Origin of the sequence: Acinetobacter sp. YH16040_T (assembly GCF_024605785.1) — a bacterium.
In the GTDB taxonomy this organism is placed as follows: domain Bacteria; phylum Pseudomonadota; class Gammaproteobacteria; order Pseudomonadales; family Moraxellaceae; genus Acinetobacter; species Acinetobacter amyesii.
This window is the reverse complement of record NZ_CP094541.1, coordinates 2,767,011-2,786,356: the sequence shown is the minus strand read 5'-3', so window position 1 is coordinate 2,786,356 and position 19,346 is coordinate 2,767,011. Positions and strand designations below refer to the sequence as shown.

At 41.4% G+C, this 19,346-nt stretch carries 15 protein-coding genes and 1 pseudogene; 7 read left to right on the top strand and 9 right to left on the bottom strand.

Going from position 1 to position 19,346, the window contains the following annotated elements:
• Nucleotides 1-58: 58 nt before the first annotated feature.
• The 4 genes from MST16_RS13625 to MST16_RS13610 form a co-directional block, all read right to left on the bottom strand.
• Entirely contained in the window at nucleotides 59-931 is an 873-nt protein-coding gene (locus tag MST16_RS13625; RefSeq protein ID WP_167846268.1) for a lysophospholipid acyltransferase family protein, read from the bottom strand.
• Nucleotides 932-1,116: 185 nt separating this feature from the next.
• Complete coding sequence (locus tag MST16_RS13620; RefSeq protein ID WP_180010968.1) at nucleotides 1,117-1,338, bottom strand: hypothetical protein; 222 nt, start codon at nucleotides 1,336-1,338, stop codon at nucleotides 1,117-1,119.
• Nucleotides 1,339-1,453: 115 nt separating this feature from the next.
• Nucleotides 1,454-3,238, bottom strand: coding sequence for an aspartate--tRNA ligase (aspS, locus tag MST16_RS13615; protein ID WP_180010970.1), 1,785 nt, complete (start codon nucleotides 3,236-3,238; stop codon nucleotides 1,454-1,456).
• A 160-nt stretch (nucleotides 3,239-3,398) separates the two neighbouring features.
• Complete coding sequence (locus MST16_RS13610; RefSeq protein ID WP_180004577.1) at nucleotides 3,399-4,178, bottom strand: DUF4184 family protein; 780 nt, start codon at nucleotides 4,176-4,178, stop codon at nucleotides 3,399-3,401.
• 147 nt (nucleotides 4,179-4,325) lie between these two features.
• On the opposite strand from MST16_RS13610, the gene znuD reads away from it, so the two are divergent.
• Together znuD and MST16_RS13600 are read left to right on the top strand one after the other, a co-directional pair.
• Entirely contained in the window at nucleotides 4,326-6,410 is a 2,085-nt protein-coding gene (gene znuD, locus MST16_RS13605; protein ID WP_180092134.1) for a zinc piracy TonB-dependent receptor ZnuD, read from the top strand.
• Between the two features lie 109 nt (nucleotides 6,411-6,519).
• Nucleotides 6,520-7,986, top strand: a complete 1,467-nt coding sequence (locus tag MST16_RS13600) for a phospholipase D family protein (protein ID WP_180010974.1) — start codon at nucleotides 6,520-6,522, stop codon at nucleotides 7,984-7,986.
• 88 nt (nucleotides 7,987-8,074) lie between these two features.
• On the opposite strand, the gene MST16_RS13595 is transcribed toward MST16_RS13600, so the two are convergent.
• Nucleotides 8,075-8,533, bottom strand: coding sequence for a hypothetical protein (locus MST16_RS13595; RefSeq protein ID WP_180010976.1), 459 nt, complete (start codon nucleotides 8,531-8,533; stop codon nucleotides 8,075-8,077).
• Between the two features lie 183 nt (nucleotides 8,534-8,716).
• Between MST16_RS13595 and MST16_RS13590 the strand changes: the two genes are divergently transcribed.
• Nucleotides 8,717-9,199, top strand: coding sequence for an RcnB family protein (locus MST16_RS13590; protein ID WP_373687872.1), 483 nt, complete (start codon nucleotides 8,717-8,719; stop codon nucleotides 9,197-9,199).
• Nucleotides 9,200-9,267: 68 nt separating this feature from the next.
• Here the strand turns inward: MST16_RS13590 and MST16_RS13585 are convergent, their stop codons facing one another.
• A complete protein-coding gene (locus MST16_RS13585; RefSeq protein WP_180010978.1) occupies nucleotides 9,268-9,765 on the bottom strand; it encodes a phosphate-starvation-inducible protein PsiE in 498 nt (165 codons plus the stop codon).
• Nucleotides 9,766-9,935: 170 nt separating this feature from the next.
• Here MST16_RS13585 and MST16_RS13580 point away from each other — a divergent pair.
• Nucleotides 9,936-10,571, top strand: a pseudogene (locus tag MST16_RS13580) (FMN-binding negative transcriptional regulator).
• 44 nt (nucleotides 10,572-10,615) lie between these two features.
• Here the strand turns inward: MST16_RS13580 and MST16_RS13575 are convergent.
• The 3 genes from MST16_RS13575 to MST16_RS13565 form a co-directional block, all read right to left on the bottom strand.
• Complete coding sequence (locus MST16_RS13575; RefSeq protein WP_180010979.1) at nucleotides 10,616-12,397, bottom strand: acyl-CoA dehydrogenase C-terminal domain-containing protein; 1,782 nt, start codon at nucleotides 12,395-12,397, stop codon at nucleotides 10,616-10,618.
• A 192-nt stretch (nucleotides 12,398-12,589) separates the two neighbouring features.
• A complete protein-coding gene (locus MST16_RS13570) occupies nucleotides 12,590-14,392 on the bottom strand; it encodes an acyl-CoA dehydrogenase C-terminal domain-containing protein (RefSeq protein WP_078194152.1) in 1,803 nt (600 codons plus the stop codon).
• A gap of 318 nt (nucleotides 14,393-14,710) precedes the next feature.
• Nucleotides 14,711-15,340 (bottom strand): hypothetical protein, encoded by a 630-nt coding sequence (locus MST16_RS13565; RefSeq protein WP_180010981.1) that lies wholly within the window; start codon nucleotides 15,338-15,340, stop codon nucleotides 14,711-14,713.
• A gap of 134 nt (nucleotides 15,341-15,474) precedes the next feature.
• On the opposite strand from MST16_RS13565, the gene baeS reads away from it, so the two are divergent.
• The 3 genes from baeS to MST16_RS13550 all read left to right on the top strand — a co-directional run bounded on the left by baeS (nucleotide 15,475) and on the right by MST16_RS13550 (nucleotide 19,337).
• Entirely contained in the window at nucleotides 15,475-17,145 is a 1,671-nt protein-coding gene (baeS, locus tag MST16_RS13560; protein ID WP_180010983.1) for a sensor histidine kinase efflux regulator BaeS, read from the top strand.
• Nucleotides 17,146-17,157: 12 nt separating this feature from the next.
• A complete protein-coding gene (locus tag MST16_RS13555; protein ID WP_180010985.1) occupies nucleotides 17,158-17,844 on the top strand; it encodes a response regulator in 687 nt (228 codons plus the stop codon).
• Between the two features lie 86 nt (nucleotides 17,845-17,930).
• Nucleotides 17,931-19,337 (top strand): hypothetical protein, encoded by a 1,407-nt coding sequence (locus tag MST16_RS13550; protein WP_218946169.1) that lies wholly within the window; start codon nucleotides 17,931-17,933, stop codon nucleotides 19,335-19,337.
• Nucleotides 19,338-19,346 lie beyond the last annotated feature (9 nt).

The window sequence follows — 19,346 nt, the reverse complement described above, 5'->3', positions numbered from 1 at the left end:
GAGCGACTAAAAAAACAGCATGATTCTATGGTTGTGTATGGCAATATAGCATCGCTTTTTATCTAGGGTTTGATGTATAAAGATTTTTATTCCCTTCAATATTTCTAAAGCGCTTATAAGACCAAATATATTGCTCGGGTGCGATATTAATCATGTCTTCTAAATTTTGATTCAAGCTATCCACTGAAGTTTGTAGATCCTTCGATAAAATCTGATCGGATAGTGGTGAGCAATACACATTAAAACCCGATGTTTCATCACGAATACAATTGAGGCCTACTATATTGCATTGGGTCTTACTGACCAGTTTTGACACCAGCGTGGTAGATAAGGTCTTTTGCCCAAAAAACTCTGAATAAATACCTCCCGATGCTTTCGGAAGATGATCTGGTAAAATGACCGTTAAGCCTCCTTGCTTCAGATGTTTAAAGATGGCACGTACGCCATTTTCATCGGTGGGGACAAGCGTGGCATTCAATCGCTGGCGCGCTTCTAGCATAAAGCGATCCACTGCTTTATGTTTATTGGGCTTGTACATGATCATCGGGGCGGCATGTAAATTCAGCCATGCATTTAAAAATTCCCAACAGCCCAAATGTGCAACCACAACTATAACGCCTTTTTTATTGGCTAAGGCTTCTGTAAGATGCTGCTCTCCGTAAATATTTTTGATCTGATTTAAGCTGTATTCAGGCGGCATACCCCAACATTTGATTGATTCTATATAGGTCATACATTGACTTTTTAAGCTTTTCTTGAGGAGAGTCTGGTAGGCTGTTTCATCTAGTTTTGGATAAGCCAGCTTTAAATTGATGCTGGTAATTCGTTTGAGTGAGGAATTGAAGGAATACAGCAGAATTGCAATGCAGGATGCCAGAAGCTGTAAAAAAAACAACGGAAATCGGGAAATGACTTTGAGGAAAAAATACATAATGTCGTAACTCTTTGAAAACTACACTGGTTATAAGAAGAAAATTTTGCAAAGAGTTTTATTACAGCAAGGATGATGCTGCCCCTATGTCTAAATCACAGATAAGGAGTTAAACATTTTCAGAACAAAATAAAACGAGATAAAACCACTGAGGAAAGTCACCACTCAGTGGTTAAAGAAGGGAATTATTCGACTTTCTCTGCGTTGCCTTTTAAAACCATATAAATCAGCCCCACAAAAATCACAAATGCACCGCCAATAGAACTTAAGCTAAAGTACAAAATGCGGTCATTGGTGTCTAAGGCAAACATGTTATTGGCCAGAATATAACGCATGAATAACCATTGAGCGACAGCAAATACAATTAGCATAATGCCACGATTACGAACTGCAGGACGCATAGCCATAGTAACGCTCAACTTAAAATTCAAAACGAAGCGCTATTATGCCACTAGCTTGGCTTTATCTCAATTCATAAAAAAACCCTGCAAATTTGCAGGGTTCTTCTCACATTCTCAAAACTTATTCTTGAGATTCTGCTTTAGGTTTTTCGCGTAAACGAATACCTAGGTCGCGCAATTGGGTTGCTTCAACTGGCGCAGGCGCTTGAGTTAAAGGGCATTCCGCAGTCTTAGTTTTCGGGAATGCAATCACGTCACGGATAGAAGATGCACCAGTCATCAACATCACTAAACGGTCAAGACCGAATGCTAAACCACCGTGAGGAGGCGCACCGAATTTCAAGGCATTAAGCAAGAAGCTGAATTTCTCTTCTGCTTCTTCTTCAGAAATACCAAGCGCTTCAAAGATCGCTTTTTGCATTTCTAGGTTGAAGATACGTAATGAACCACCACCGATTTCAGTACCGTTCAATACCATATCGTAAGCAACAGAAAGTGCAGCACCTGGGTTGTTCTTCACTTCTTCAACGCTTGATTTTGGCAGCGTGAATGGGTGATGAACAGACGTCCATTTACCGTCATCAGTTTCTTCAAACATTGGGAAGTCAACAACCCAAAGTGGTGCCCACTCGCAAGTTGCAAGTTTCATGTCGTGACCGACTTTGATACGTAAAGCACCCATCGCATCGTTTACGATTTTCGCTTTATCTGCACCGAAGAATACGATATCGCCATTTTCAGCGCCAACACGTTTCAATAGATCAAGCACGATTGGCTCGATGAATTTAACGATTGGAGATTGAAGACCTTCAATACCTTTTTCAAGTTCGTTGACTTTGATGTAAGCCAAACCTTTCGCGCCATAAATGCCAACGAATTTAGTGTATTCGTCGATTTGGCTACGTGGAAGCGCGCCAGCACCTGGTACGCGAAGCGCAACAATACGGCCTTTAGGATCTTTTGCAGGACCTGCGAATACTTTGAACTCAACGTCTTGCATCATGTCTGCAACATCAACAAGTTTCAAAGGAATACGTAAGTCAGGTTTATCAGATGCATAGTCACGCATTGCGTCTGCATAAGTCATGCGAGGGAATTTGTCGAACTGAACGTTTAGAAGTTCTTTGAACATCTTAACCGTTAAACGTTCCATCAAATCCATAATGTCATCGTCACTCATGAACGATGTTTCAACGTCGATTTGTGTGAATTCAGGCTGACGGTCAGCACGTAAGTCTTCATCACGGAAACATTTAGCAATTTGGTAGTAACGATCAATACCGCCAACCATCAACAACTGTTTGAACAATTGTGGAGATTGTGGAAGCGCGTAGAAGCTACCGTTAGAAACACGACTTGGTACTAAATAGTCACGCGCACCTTCAGGAGTCGCACGAGTCAAAATCGGTGTTTCAACGTCTAGGAAACCATTTTCTTCGAAGTAGTTACGAATAAGGTTGGTTAATTTAGAACGGAAACGTAAACGATCTAACATTTCTGGACGACGAATATCGAGGAAACGATATTTCAAACGTACTTCTTCAGAAATATTGGTATTTTCGTCATTCAATGGGAATGGAGGAGTTTCAGACGCAGCAAGAACTTCAATTTCTTTGCCTAAAACTTCGATTTGACCACTCACGATATTCGCGTTTTCAGTACCTTCGTAACGACGACGTACACGGCCTGTAATTTTTAATACGAATTCTGAACGTGATTTATCAGCAGTCGCGAAAGCTTCAGGAGTATCAGGGTCAATCACCACTTGAACAAGGCCATCACGGTCGCGCATGTCAAGGAAGATTACACCACCGTGGTCACGGCGACGGTGAACCCAACCGCATAATGTAACGGTTTGGTCGATTTGGGCTTCAGTAAGTGAGCCGCAGTAATGAGTTCGCATCATAGCGTTAGAAATCCAACTATATGGGTTAAGGTCAGCGAATACGTAAACAGCGTACCGCTTTTATTCGAATAGGGGATTATGCCTCTTTTTGGCTGTTTTGTCACAAGGACTTATTGCTAAAACAGCCAAATTTACAGCAAATTTTCGGTCAATGATGGGCTTAAGCCGATGACGTAGAAAAAATGTTAGTGCTCTTGCTTAAGATCAGAAATATCAGACTACCAAGGCTAAACGTGGCCAAAAATGCACGAAAAAAATAATTAATGGCTTTGCCGACATAGGCATACAGGTCATGCACAAAGGCATCTGAATAAATACTGTCAGCAAAATAAAAATAACTTGCGATGCCCGCAGCTAAAGACAGGGCCGCTAAACCATATACATAGACTTTGATGGATGCGGGGACGCTTACTATACTTCGATAATGAAGATGATGACGATAAATCATCCATGCCAAAACGGGGAGGGCCAAGCCAGATAATCCAATTTGCAACACACGATGTAGGGGATATGAATGACCGAAAAATTGAATCGGCAGACTTAACAGATCCTTAAAAGCAAAGGTGCGAAAGTCAACATGGGTCAAGCCATCCCAAACAATATGCGTCGAAGTTCCAATGATGAGTGCGAGGATGAGGCTGAGGATAAACCCACAACATTGATTAAGACTCTGTAGATGCAGCGGCTTATTTAAACCAAAAAAAGCAAATAACATCGGGCGATAGAGCACATACCACAGCACACAAAACAGCAAACCAAGGATTAAGTTTGGAAAAATTAACCCCGACCATTGATGTGAACCTGCATAGTCAGCATTAGTAAATAAACGGAATAAATCTGGCACCATGCTACCAATTGCGAGTGCTGCAATAGGCAGGCGATTTCCGCTTAATTTGGAAATAGGCGGTGCGAGTACAGCATGGGATATGGTAAAAGGCATTGAATTAAAATAAATATATGAATAAATACAATGTGGTATAGGTGAGTGTATATGATTTGGGCAAATTAGAATGTTTTTTATTGCAAAACGAATGAAATGTTATATTATAACATTATTCAAAAATAGCCTGATTTGAGTCTCTCCAACATGTCTTTTCATAAGAATTTAATAACTGTTTCGATTTTTGCAGTGATTGCACCCAACCTTTATGCCGATGACCCAGAACAACAGGTACAAAAGCTCGAAGCTATTAATGTTCAGGTCCATCCTTTAAACCAAAGTGCGGCAGATTTTGCTGTTGCCGATAATGTCATTCAACATAAAGCTCTTGCACAAGGTGGCGTCACAATTGGTGATGCGTTAGCCGGACAGCCGGGTGTATATTCAAATCAGTTTGGTGCAGGTTCAAGTCGTCCTGTGCTGCGTGGTCAAGATGGCCCTCGTGTCAAAGTCTTAGAACACGCCTCAGAAACTGCAGATGTTTCGACCTTATCTCCTGACCATGCGGTTACGGTAGATCCGATTTTGGCAAAACAAATTGAAGTGATCCGTGGGCCATCAACGCTGTTATACGCGGCAGGCACAGTTGGCGGTTTGGTCAACGTGACGGATCAAAAGATTCCTACCTCTATTCCTGATAAAGGTTATGAAGGGCAAGTTGGGGTTCGTTATAACTCAGGCAGTGATGAAAAATTGGCGAGTGCCGGTGTGACGGCTGCTTTAGGTGAGCAATTTGCCATCCGTGTAGAAGGTTCGAAACGCAAAGCCAATGACTATATTGCACCCAATTATTTCCATGACCATGAGGGTGAGTTAGAAAAAGAACGTCGTGTCGGCAACACCTTTGCAGAAGGGCAAAATGTCAGTGTGGGCGCGTCATGGATTCATGATCGAGGTTTTGCTGGACTTTCTTATAGCAACCGTCAAGACCAATATGGCTTGCCGGGACATAGTCATGAATATGAAAGCTGTCATCCACATGATGACCATTTACATTGTGATGGTCATGACAACCATGGGCATACCGATGAGCATGATCATTCAGCGCATGACGAACATGATCACGATCATGATGCCGCAGGCCCATGGGTCGACTTAAAGTCAGAACGTTATGATTTCCGTACCGAACTTGCGAATCCGTTTGCGGGCTTCCAAAAAATCCGTGCACATGCAAGTTATACCGATTATCAACATGATGAAATTGAAGGTAATACCGCAGCAACAACCTTTAAAAGTAAAGGTTACGATGGTCGTTTAGAGTTAGTGCATAACCCGATTGCGGATTGGGAAGGTGTGATTGGCGCCCAATACAATCAGCAAAAGCTCAATATCAGTGGCGAAGAGTCATTGATGAACCCAAATAAAACCCAAAAATGGAGTGTATTTGGTTTAGAACATAAACAATTTGGTGATTTTCATGTCGAGCTGGGCGCCCGTGTCGATCAGCAGAAAATTCAGATCGATTCTGCACAAAAAGATTATGACGATTATGGTATTTCCTACTCTGGTGCTGTGAATTGGGCGTTTGCACCCAATTATAAATTGTCCTTGGTGGGTTCTCATCAAGAGCGTTTGCCGTTGGCGCAAGAGCTGTATGCTGATGGTAAGCATTTTGCGACCAATACCTATGAACGTGGAAATGAAAATCTAGATGTTGAAAAATCTAATAATCTAGAATTAGGTTTCCATTATGAAAAAGATCAGTTGGATTATCACGTTCATGTGTACCACAACTGGTATGACAACTACATTTATGCTGCAACTAAAGATAATTTTGAAAACTTCCGCTTAGTTGATTACACCCAAGACAAAGCCAAGTTCTATGGCGCGGAAGCTCAAATGGGTTATGCCATTAATGATATGTATAAACTCAGTGTCTTTGGTGATTATGTACGCGGCAAAATTGATGGTGAAAATGCGCCACGTGTGCCTGCAGGGCGCTTAGGAACCAAGGTCGATGTTGACTTTGCCGATGGTTGGTCAGGTCTTGCAGAATATTCACATGTATTCAAACAAGACAAAATCACTGCATTTGAGCGTGAAACAGATGGCTACAACATGGTGAACTTGGGCGTGGCCTATAGTGGCCAGTTGAAAGATCAAAATGATTATCGGGTTTATTTCAAAGCCAATAATTTATTGGATGAAGATGTTTACTCTCACACGTCATTCCTTGCCAATATTCCACAAGTCGGTCGTAATTTTACAGTTGGTCTTGAATTTGGTTTCTAATTGAATTTGCACAGACTTTTCTAAGGAAGTCTAGGTGAAGTCACAGAAATCCTCTTGAAAAATCAATGAATAAAACCTAGTCTGAGCGCATTAGACTAGGTTTTTTCTTATGCGCATCATTCAACGAATACATCACAAGCTCAATTGGTCACGCCGTCGCTATGTGGGTGTGGTCATTGGTTTATTGGTTTTAGGTTATTTGGCATCGGCAACCTATCACACGCTAAAACCACTCCCTGAAGGGCTGAACTACACGGGGAAACTTCGCCATGCTGAAGTGAACTTTTTAGTGGATGAAACCTATATCGATGCGCAAGGAAAGCAGCAACAGGAACATCGCATTTTTAAAGAAATGCTAAAAATGATCGAAGAAGCACAGTCGACCATTGTGTTGGATATGTTTCTCTTTAATCCGCAAGTTGGCGACTCTCAATTAAAACATGAACAATTAACACAGGAACTGACCGATGCACTGATTTTGAAGCGTCGACTATCTCCTCAAGTGGAAATTTTTGTGATTACTGACCCGGTCAATTCGGTCTATGGCGGCATTCAACCCGAGCATTATCGTCAATTACGGCAAGGGGGGATTGAGTTGATGGAAACCAATTTGGCGCCGCTTCGTGCGTCCAATCCTGCATGGTCAGGTTTTTGGTATATCTGTTGTCAAGATATTGGCAATAATCCTGAAAAAGGCTGGTTACCGAACCCATTGGGAACCGAAAAGGTGACGATCCGCAGTTATATGGATCTGTTTAACTTTAAAGCCAATCATCGTAAAACCTTGGTGGTAGATACCGTTGAAGGTTGGAAAGGTTTGGTCACCTCTATGAATCCGCATGATGGTAGCTCACGACATTCTAATGTGGCCTTAACCGTCAAAGGCATGACCGCGATTGATCTGTTAAAGACCGAGCAAGCCGTAGGCATGATGTCCAAAGCCAATATTCCATTTGTGGTGATTAAAGATGTTGAAGCGGCGAAAACTCAGCCACAGGTTCAAGTACTGACTGAAAAAGCAATTTATGATGCCACACTCGACTTAATTGATAGCGCGAAGAAAGCTGGAACTGAAATTGATATCGCGATGTTCTACTTGTCAGAACGTAAAATTATCAAAGCACTCATTGCTGCACATGAACGTGGCGTGAAAGTGCGGGTATTACTCGATCCCAATAAAGATGCTTTTGGTCGAACCAAAAATGGTATTCCAAATCGTCCTGTTGCCTCTGAATTACACGATGCGGGTATTGATGTACGTTGGTGTAATACCCAAGGTGAGCAGTGCCATAGCAAGATGATTTTAAAACGAACAGCTTATCAGGCAGATATGATTTTAGGTTCTGCCAATTTCACAGCGCGTAACCTGAAAAATTATAATTTAGAAACTGATTTACGCGTGATTGGTTTGAAAGACGCTCAAGTCTTTAAAGAGGCAAATCAATATTTTAATACGGCTTGGTCAAACCGTGATGGTAAGCAAATGAGTGTGGATTATGACACGTATGCCGATGACTCTAAGTTGAAATATGTGTTGTATCGCTTTATGGAATGGAGCGGATTATCTACTTTTTAGAATTGTCTTAATCTCCCTAAATCCCTCTTTTGAAAAGAGGGACTTTCCTCCCTTTTTTAAAGGGAGGTTAGGAGGGATTTAATCAGTTTTAATTCTTCGGTTCAGGATTTGGCGGAACGATTTGATCTAAATCTTTATCCGTCATTTGATCCAATTCTTTAATATCGGTTTTGATTTTCCATTTATCGGCATCATCTACCGGTTGAGGTAAACGAGCTTCTAACCAGTCACAGATGACATCTGGAGGAAAGTCAGCATGGTTACATTGAATCACCCAAGACAAGAATTGTTTTGCTTCGCCATTCATATATGGTGGCGGAGAAACCGGTAAAAATTGAGTCGGTAAGCGTTCATTTTTAGAAATATAGTTCAATACATGGCCCAATTCTTGAACAGTTTGCCATGCTAAAGGGTGATCTACATTAATTTGAAATTTGAACCACCACGCATTTTTGCCATCGGTGCCGTAGGAGTCGATTAAGGCTTCTTGGATACTTGGTACTTTCGAAAAAAATTGATGAAGTCGGTCAAAACTTAATTCAGACACAGCGTTTGATCCACTACGAAATAAAAGGCATCTTAGCATATTCCGTCGAAAATCGAGTGCATCATCTGCTGATCAGAATCGCGTGGAGTATTTAACAAATCATTGCATTTGATGGATTTTTATCCATTTTTTCTCCTACAATGGAATTTATACTGAGCGTATAAACTGTCGAGGAGAGCTTAAGTGAAAACCACATTATTCTATGCGATTGCAGGTGTGATGCTGATCAGTGCTTCAGCTAGTACTTTTGCGGAAAACAAATGGGCAAATTACCAAGGTGTAGATACGTCAAAGACACAACACCGCCCACCGTCGATGAATCGGCCTGGTTATCCCCAACATGGTCAAAGCTATCCACAGCATGCTCCCAATTACCCGCAGCATTACCCGAACTATCCTCATCGCCCTCAATATCCCAATTATCCAAACCGTCCATATCCACCACAGGTGCAAAATGGCATAAGTATTCAATATCAAGCACCGACTACGATTATCCAAAATTCACAAAGTTATAGCTGGGTAAATGGTGATCCTGCCAGCGCGAGTATTTCCAGTTCAACCTATACTTTTATCAGTGATTGGCAGCGTTTAGGTTTACCAGCACCACCCAATGGAATGTACTGGATTTTTGAAAATGGTCGCTATGTATTGGTGCCTAATCGATAAGGTTTATAACCTCTCTCTTGCGTAGTAGTGCTACTCGTCTCCTAAAAGGAGAAGGAACGAATTAGTGTTTAAGCCAATTCATCATCTTGCGGACGTGGGGTTTTTCCTTCAGGTAATGGCTTCTCGGAATGCTTATCTCGAATAACCGAAGGGTAAGTCCAAGAGGCAAAGCGCACAATCAAAATGGCCACAGCTAAAATTAGAATCGAACCTGTAGTAATGACCAAGCCCATATCTGCTTTATGGTCGTGTTGAATGTCCGAAATCAGTAAACGGGTCAGGGCAGTAATAGCAATATAAATCAGGAAGCGTACCGGCATGTGGTTAGTTTTAAAATAAATACCGACCATGGCACCGAGTTCGAGGAAAATAAACAATAATAAAATATCGTCAATCGTGGCGAATTGTTTAACTGTAATAATTTCAAAAATGGTATGACCCGCAGACCATAAAATCATACAGCCGATGACAAACAGTGCAAGATAATGAAAACCTTCTACAGCAAGGTTGCCAAAACGGTCAAGGAGGGCTTCAACTTTTTCTACTTTGGGATCACGGTGTGTCATATATATTCCTCCTGTGTAAATTGCGTGAATATTCAATGATGAACTAGTCATTAAATACCAAGCAAATTTCATGCACATGAAGCGCATATGACAAAAATATTTTTTAGGTTTAATAAAGTTTTTAATGTTAAGTTTGAGCTTAAATTTTGTCCTATAAGAATGAAGCGACGATGTATCAACCAACGCATTTTAAACATGATGAACTCCCTGATCTGATTGATCTTATGCGTAAGTATGCTTTGGCGACAGTAATACTGACTGCACCCAATGGTGAGTTGGAAGTGAATCATTTACCACTAGAATATGGCGCTGAGTCAGGCGAATTGGGCATATTGCGCGGTCATATTGCCAAGGCTAATCCAATGTTTGAATTGCTAAATTAGTCAGCGCAAGCCTATGTGATTTTTCATGCCGATGATGCATATATTTCGCCAAGCTGGTATGAAGGAAAACAGGAGCATCATCGCGTTGTACCGACATGGAATTATCGCGTGGTACATGTCAAAGGCACAATTCGTAAAGTTGACCATGAAAAATATTTGCGGGGGGGTCTGACTCGGTTGACTCGACAACATGAAGCTAGCCAACCCGTGCCGTGGAAAATGTGCGATGCGCCTAATGATTTTATTGCTGAACAGTTAGAGAAAATTGTGGCGATTGAAGTCGATATCCAGTCGATGATCTGGAAATTTAAAGTCAGTCAAAACCGAAGTGCTGTAGATTCGATGAATGTGGCAAAAGCTTTGGAAAATGCGAATTCTGAAATGGCTAGGTCAGTCAGGAAATATTATCACTACAATGAATAAAAAAATGCCCGATAAATCGGGCATTTTTGATTTTGTACGGCTAATTAAGCTTGGTTGGTAAAGTAATCTTCAGAGAAGTTCATGATCACTTCAGAACCTGCTTTCACTTTAGCAATGCGTAAAGCCAATTCAGGCAAAATACGCTGCGTGAAGTAAAGGGTTAGTGCAAGTTTGTTTTGGTAGAACTCGCCATCTTTGTCTTTTGCTGCATCTGCAATGCGGGCAAACATATAGGCAAAGCTGAGTAAGCCTACAGCATGTAGGTAATCAACGGCTGCTGAGTTCGGGAACTCAATGTTTTCACGAGCAGCTTCAAGTACATATTGAGTCACAGCTTCAACTTCAGCTGCTGCATCTAAGGTTGCATCTTTGATGTAGTTCAAGCTGGCATCTAAGTTATTGGCAAAATCACGGATTTCTTGGATATATTCAGCAATGAATTCACCATTGCACTTAATGGTTTTACGACCAATTAAGTCTTGAGACTGAACACCGTTGGTTCCTTCGTAAATCTGTGCAATACGCAGGTCACGGATACATTGTTCCATACCCCATTCACGAATAAAGCCATGACCACCGAAGACCATTTGCGCATCGAGTGTTGCTTGGAAAGCTGTATCAGTTAAATACGCTTTCGCAATCGGTGTTAATAGCGCAACACGGTTATTGGCTGCTTTGACTGCTTCTGGGTCAGTAGAGAACTTGGTAATGTCCAGTTGTTGACCAACATAAACCGCAAATGCACGAGACGCTTCATTGTTGGCACGTGCGTTCAGCAACATACGACGTACATCACCATGAACTAAGATGCTGTCTGCAGGTTTTGCAGGCGATTGAACGCCAGAAGCGCTACGGCCTTGTAAACGATCAGTCGCATATTGCGCTGCATTTTGATAAGCAAATTCAGAAGCACCTAGGCCTTGAATACCCATAGACAGACGTTCGTAGTTCATCATGACGAACATCGCTGCAAGGCCTTCATTTTCTTTACCAACCAGGTAGCCTTTTGCGCCATCAAAGTTCATCACACATGTTGCAGACGCTTTGATCCCCATTTTATGTTCAATAGAACCAGGGCCTACAGCATTACGCTCACCCAATGAACCATCTGCATTCACCAAGAATTTAGGTACGATGAAGAGTGAAATTCCGCGTGAGCCCGCAGGCGCATCAGGCGTTTTCGCTAAAACTAAGTGGATGATATTTTCAGAAAGGTCGTGGTCACCGCCAGTGATGAAGATTTTCGTACCAGTAATGTTATAAGTACCGTCTTCATTACGTTCGGCTTTAGTTTTAATAATGCCTAAGTCTGTACCTGCATGCGGTTCAGTTAAGCACATCGTGCCTGACCATTCGCCTGTATACATTTTCGGCAAATAAGTTTCTTTTTGCTCTTGTGATGCATAGCTGTTTAATGCCATGCCTGCACCTACAGAAAGAAGTGGGTAGAGCATGAATGATGGGTTGGTTGCAAACAGCATTTCGTCAGACAGAACAGTCAGCATTTTTGGCATGCCTTGACCGCCCCATTCTTCATCTGCGCCTAGACCAATCCAGCCGCCTTCTGCATATTGTTTAAATGCTTCTTTGAAACCAGCAGGAGTCGTGACATTGCCATTGCTATAGCTTGCGCCTTCTTCATCACCTGTGCGGTTTAAAGGATGAGTGACGTTTTGCGCAAATTTTGCCATTTCTTCAAGAATGGCTTCTGCAGTTGCAGCATCAACGTGAGCAAGATTTTCGTTGTTTTGCCAGAATTGTTCTGCTTTAAAAACATCATTTAAGATGAATTTCATATCTGCAAGTGGCGCATTATAAATTGGCATGTTCGTTCACCTGTTTATTGTTTGAATCTATGGACTTGGGGCAATTTGTATCGACACAAAGCGTGAAGAAAATTGGCCTAAGTAAAACTGTGGGACTATTTATAAAGAAAAAGGACTGCCAATGCTATGACCGTCCTTTCTCTATTTCTGCACTCAAGAGTACAATCTTTTGAATATGTTTAGATATTCACATTAGAATGCAAAGTGTTCTGCATCCAATGCCATAAGAGGATCTAGGCCACCTGCAATCACTTCTACATGAGAGCGAACGCGTGGTAAGATTTTCTTGAAGTAGAAACGGGCAGTCGTTACTTTTGCATTGTAGAAATCAACATCTGTTGTTCCTGCAGCTAAAGTTTCTTGTGCAACTAGCGCCATGCGAGCCCATAAATAAGCAAGCGTCACATAACCAGAGAAGTAGAGGTAATCGACTGCAGCAGCACCTACTTCTTCAGGGTTTTGCATTGCTTTCATACCAATCTGCATGGTTAAGTCGCCCCATTCTTTGTTTAGCGCAGCAAGCGGCTCAACAAATTCTTTCATGGCAGCGTTGTCTTTGTTAGCTTCAACAAATTTATGGATGATCTTGGTGAAGTCTTTCAACATTGCACCTTGAGTACCCAATACTTTACGGCCTAACAAGTCAATTGCTTGAATTTCAGTCGTACCTTCGTACAAGCATGAAATACGTGTATCACGTACAATTTGTTCCATACCATGTTCAGAAATGAAGCCGTGGCCACCAAATACTTGAACACCGTGTTTTGCAGATTCAGAACCTGTTTCAGTCAAGAATGCTTTAGCAATTGGAGTTAGTAGAGACAAAATGTTGTCAGAGAACTTACGTTCTTCTTCCGTTGCACCTTGTTCCACGATATCGGCATGGAAAGACAATAAGTAAACCAGAGCACGACCAGCTTCAGCAAATGATTTTTGCGTAAGCAGCATGTTGCGTACTGCAGGGTGAACGATAATTGGATCTGCTTCTTTTTCAGGTGCTTTAGGGCCTGAAAGTGAACGCATTGCCAAACGGTCTTTTGCGTAAGCAAGTGCACCTTGGAAAGCGCCTTCAGAAGCTGAAAGACCTTGTACAGCAGTACCGATACGTGCAGTGTTCATGAATGTGAACATGCAGTTTAGACCGCGGTTTTCAGGGCCAATCAAGAAGCCTTTTGCGTTATCAAAGTTGATGACACAAGTCGCGTTACCATGGATACCCATTTTGTGTTCAATCGAACCACAACGTACCGCATTGCGCTCACCAATTGAGCCATCAGCATTTACATTGAATTTAGGTACGATGAATAATGAAATACCTTTCGTGCCTTTTGGTGCACCTGGAAGACGAGCAAGTACGATATGGATGATGTTTTCAGCCATGTCGTGTTCACCAGCAGAGATAAAGATTTTCTCGCCAGAAATTGCATAGCTACCGTCTGCTTGTGGTTCAGCTTTAGAGCGGATAATACCTAAGTCAGAACCTGCATGAGATTCTGTTAAGCACATCGTACCAGTCCATTCACCTGAAACAAGTTTAGGAAGGTAAGTGTCTTTTTGTTCTTGTGAACCGTGGTGTTCTAAAGTACGTACAGCACCATGAGATAGACCAGGATACATACCCCAAGCCCAGTTTGACGTACCCACCATTTCTGAAATGATGTTACCTAGTGAAACAGGTAGACCTTGACCGCCATACTGTTCTTCAGCAGATAAAGACGGGAAACCGAGTTCGATATATTTTTGATACGCTTCTTTAAAACCAGTTGGTGTTGTGACAACGCCATCATTCCAAGTACAACCTTCACGGTCGCCGACTTGGTTAAGAGGAGAAAGTTCATTTTCACAGAAGTCAGCAGCAGCTTCTAGATATTGGTCAACCAACTCACGGCTTACGGTGTCTGAAAATGCAGGCAGTTGTGCATAGTGATCTTCTGCTTTTAAAAGTTCATGCAGAACAAATTGCATATCACGTAAGGGCGCTTTGTATTGTGGCATATCGTTTTCCTCAATACTGGTTTCTACCAGCGTTAGTAATCCTAAATAAACATTTGAACGTGTCTTCAATGACACGTATTGGAATGGTTCTAATCGTGCAACATCTTCTTATTGGGTACAAGCATTTCAGGGCGATTTGTTGGTGACTGTAAAGTCAAAGAAATATCCCTTGAAAATGCTAAGTGCATTGAGTGTAAACACTTTTGGCTGAAAATGAATGACACAAATAGTCAAAAAGCGTAAAAAGATATGTCCAATAAAAAAGGCACTCCTTGGAGTGCCTTTTTTTACGCAATGGTATTGCGATCTAAGTTTGGATTATTTCACTGGTGCTGGCGTTGGGGCAACAGGGGCTTTAGGTTGGAAGCGCACTTCACATTTACCATTGATTTGCTGTTCGCCAACTTTAATGGCAACCGCACTGCCATCAGTCTTGCCTTGGCATGCTTTCATAATGGCTTGTTGCTTCGCTTGGCGTTCTGCTAAACGTTGATCAAACTGTTTAGTCAGTTCTGCACGTTTTGCATCAGTCAGTGGCTCACCGCGTTGCATCTGACCACGTATGTCACCACGCATTGGACGATGTTCACCGCGCATTGGTTTGTGTTCACCACGCGCTTTTTTCATGTCCTGACGGTCTGCTTTGAACACCATGGTACATGTACCATCAATGTTTTTTTCGCCAGCTTTTACTTGAACAGTTGAACCTATCGTCTTGCCATTACAAGCTTTTTGCATATCAGCAAACACTTGACGTTGCTCGGCACGCATTTGTTTAAAATGTTCACGTTGCTCAGGTGACATACGACGATCTTGATCACCATGATGTTGTTTCATCATACGGCCATGATCGTTATCTTTTGGTGCGGTTGTCGATTGACAGGCAGTGAGTGCACCCATGCTCAATACGCTTGCACCGATTAAAGCCATTTTGGTCATTTGTTTCATAGTCTTTACCCCACCAGATTAGATATTTTTTCAATGGTTAAAGATTAAATAATAAAGATGTAGAAACAATGGAGAGTTTTTTAGTAGCGTGTTCGCTACAATAATGAATATAGAAGAAAAATGAGAGTTCTCTTTTGAAAATACGTCGTATCCCGATTGCCTTACGCTTGTTTCTGACTGTGCTGTTGACGACGCTCGTCATCACAACGGTAAGTCTTGGCGTGTTGCATTGGAATATGCAGCGTAATTTCACCAAATATGTGGCCGATGTCGAGATGCAAAAGCTTGACCATGTCATTGAAAATTTAGCCGATGTGTATACGGTTTATCATGATTGGGGAAATGCGATTCAGGCGCAGATTCTACAAATTGAAGGGCAGGCAGCACCCGATGACTATGATCGTCTCTCTCGGTGGTGGCTACGTCGTCAATATGACATTGCATTGCAGCAGCGCTATTTCCAAGATCATAGTTTAAATGCAGCATCGATGCTGGCAACACCACAGCATACGGCAGAGCAAAAAATTGAAGAGCTAAAATGGCTGGAACAAAACTTACCATCTGAGTTCCAACCCTTTGAAGGTTTAAAATTTCCTTTAAGTACGAACCAAAATGTATTCCGTCCAAAAGAGTCGAACACGGATGAAAAAGATGCAGATCAATCCTCACAAAGTAACAGTAATAATGGTGGTAAGAAACAATTTATCCAAATGCCTGACCGCTTGGGCTTGAGTTCGCGTTTATCTTTATATGATGCACATCGCCAATTTGTTGTGGGTGAGCCGACAGATGAACAGATTTCTTATCGTCCGATTATGGTGAATAATCAAATCGTGGGATATTTGGGGCTCAAACCTGTCCTCGATCAAGATGATGCGATCAGTATTAACTTCTTTAGTAAGCAAAAACGTTATTTATTATTGGTTTATGCGCTTACGTTTATTGCAAGTTTGATTGCAGCATTGTTATTGGCAACATACTTTAAAAAACCGATTCAGCGTTTGTTAATGGGAACACGTGAATTAACCAAGGGCAATTATCAACATCAAGTTGCAGTGAACCGTAATGATGAGCTTGGTGATTTATCGAATGAATTGAATCAGTTGGCCGTAATTCTCGATCAGCATGAAACGTCACGTCGTCAATGGGTGGCTGATACTTCACATGAATTGAAAACGCCATTGGCCGTGTTACAGGCTCAAATTGAGGCGATGCAGGACGGTATTCGTAAGCCAACGCCAGAGCATTTTACTTCGATGCTGAATCAAGTGAGTAGTTTGAAAAAATTGACCAAAGATTTGGCAGATTTGGCACAAGCCGATGCACAACAACTGAATTGTTATTTGACCACGCTCAATCCTTGGGATGTAGTGATCCAAGAGGTTGAAAGCTTTAAGCCGAAGTTTGAGCAAGCAGATTTGAAAATTACCGCAATGGGCGAAGGGACTTCATTACAATTAGATATAGACCGTTTTAAACAGATTATGGTCAACTTATTGGGTAACAGTATTCGTTATACGGAAGCTGGTGGTGAAGTGCATGTTCATACTGAGCAAGATGAAACCCAGTGGACCGTGTATGTTGATGACAGCCCATTTGGTTTAACTGATGAGCAGTTGGCACGTTTAGGTGAGCGTTTCTATCGTGTGGATGATTCACGTACGCGTGCAACTGGTGGTACAGGATTAGGATTGGCGTTATCCGTAAAAATAGCTAGAGCATTGGGTGGAGAGTTGAGTTTTGATCATTCTCCATTGGGCGGTTTGCGTTGCAAATTGACATTTCCCAAACAGATGAAATATTAAAAGGAAGCATGCATGAAACATATCATGTTGGTTGAAGATGAAGTGGAACTTGCACAGCTGGTGCGTGATTATCTAGAGGCTGCAGGCTTTGAAGTCAGCATGTTTCATGATGGGCAAGAAGCCTATGAGAGCTTCACGCAGCGTAAGCCGAGTCTAATGATTTTGGACCTAATGGTGCCACGTATGGATGGCTTAACCATTTGCCGTAAAGTCCGTGAGCAGTCTGATCTGCCAATTATTATGGTGACTGCACGCACTGAAGAAATTGACCGTGTATTGGGGCTCAATATGGGTGCTGACGATTATGTCTGCAAACCGTTTAGTCCGAAAGAATTGGTGGCACGTGTGCAAGCGGTATTACGTCGTTTAGAACGTAAAGCAGAGCCAGAGGTGAATGATTTATTCCGTATGGACAAAGCACAGCAACGTATTTGGTATCAACAAAAAGCGTTGAGCTTAACGCCAACAGAGTTTCGTTTACTTGAGTTGTTTTTAGAGCATGTAGGGCAGGTGTATTCACGTGCGCAATTGCTTGATCATATTAACCCAGACAGTTTTGAAGTGGCTGACCGTGTGATTGATAGTCATATTAAAAATTTACGTCGTAAGATTTCAGATGTAGCGGAAACTGGCAACCGTCATGAATGGATTCAAGCCGTGTATGGCGTTGGCTACCGTTTTGAATATCCAGAAGATTAATGTTACTTTTTGTTCTTGAATCTTTTTTTAAAAGCCTTTAATTTTTAAAGGCTTTTTTATTTGTATTTTTAAGAGGGAAAAACATAATGATTTTAAAAAAAACCTTATTAGCAATAAGCTGTTCTGTAATTTTAACTGCATGTGGCGGTGGTGGCGGCGGGTCTTCTAGTAGCGGTGGGACTTCAGATAATGGCGGTTCAAATGGGGAAACAGCTAACCCATCAAATCCAGCAACAGATTTAGAGAAAGCTAAAGTATTAATCAAAACTACGAACAATATTATTGCCTATTTTGACAGTTTTAAAGGTTTGCAGTCTCAGTATGAGCCTGCATTTGATGCTGTAAGTAATGCAGGAAATGATATTAGTAATGCTTCTGATCTCATCATTACTTTAGCTTCATTGGCGCAGAAAGATGCTCAAGGTTCCACAAAAGACTATACCGCTGCAGAATTAGAGGCACTTTTAGAGGATGATGCGACCTATGGGGGGATATATTATCCAGATTATATTTTGAGCAAAAATGGTCTTAAAATCAGCGTAACACCGACTTCAGTTTCTGTTAATGGAAGTGTATCGGCTAAATATTGGATGGACTATATTTGGGATAGCAGTACTTTTACTGGAAAAGATGTTTTTAGCGATGCGGTTTTGATTACTGTAAGCAATTTAAAGTTGGATGCGCCATTCACAGCATCTGCAAAACAGCATGATTTTAAAATAGTTTCAGGCGGTAAAATCACAGCTAAAAATGCGGATGGATTAGAATCAAGCTTAGGGTTTAATAGCAACAGTACCGCTCAAGTTGTTTATGATACAGCTATCAAGCTGGAAGACTCAGAAAGTGAAAATGCTCCGGTTACGGCACAATTTAAATTTTTAAATGTTTTGTTAACAACTCAGAACGCGAAGCTGAATTTAACTGAACTTTCAAGCAAAGCTGCTCGAGTTAAATTCAAAAATGGTACTGAAACATTTAATCAAATTATTCCATATGAAATTATTTTGAAAGGTGAAGCTTTAAGCGGAGCAGAAAACTTAGGCTTAGATGCAAATATTAAGCTAAAAAATGATCTGACTAAAACCTTTGATATTACCCAAGGCGAATCTGCGGCTGCATTTATTAATGCAGATTTGACAGTTAATCTCTCTGGTAACGTAAAAGGTGGGGGGGCTGCTGTGAAGCCATTCAGTTTACTGCTTAACGCTAAAAGGAATGATTACCAAAAAGGGATAGCAAATCTTAAAGTTACAGTTGATCAAAATACATTAAATATAGATGTAAAAACTGACAATCTGATCGCGCAATCTCCAATTATCTGGTCAAGAGTATCTCATGCGAATGGTGCATTTGTAGAAATTCCAGATTTAGATCAATTCAGTTCTGCTGATATTAAAGTCGGTACTGTTAGCTACGGTACGATCAATAGAGTATCGAATAGCATTTATTCTGCGAAATTTACCGATAACACTGTGTTAATGATTGCACCATAATAATGAATT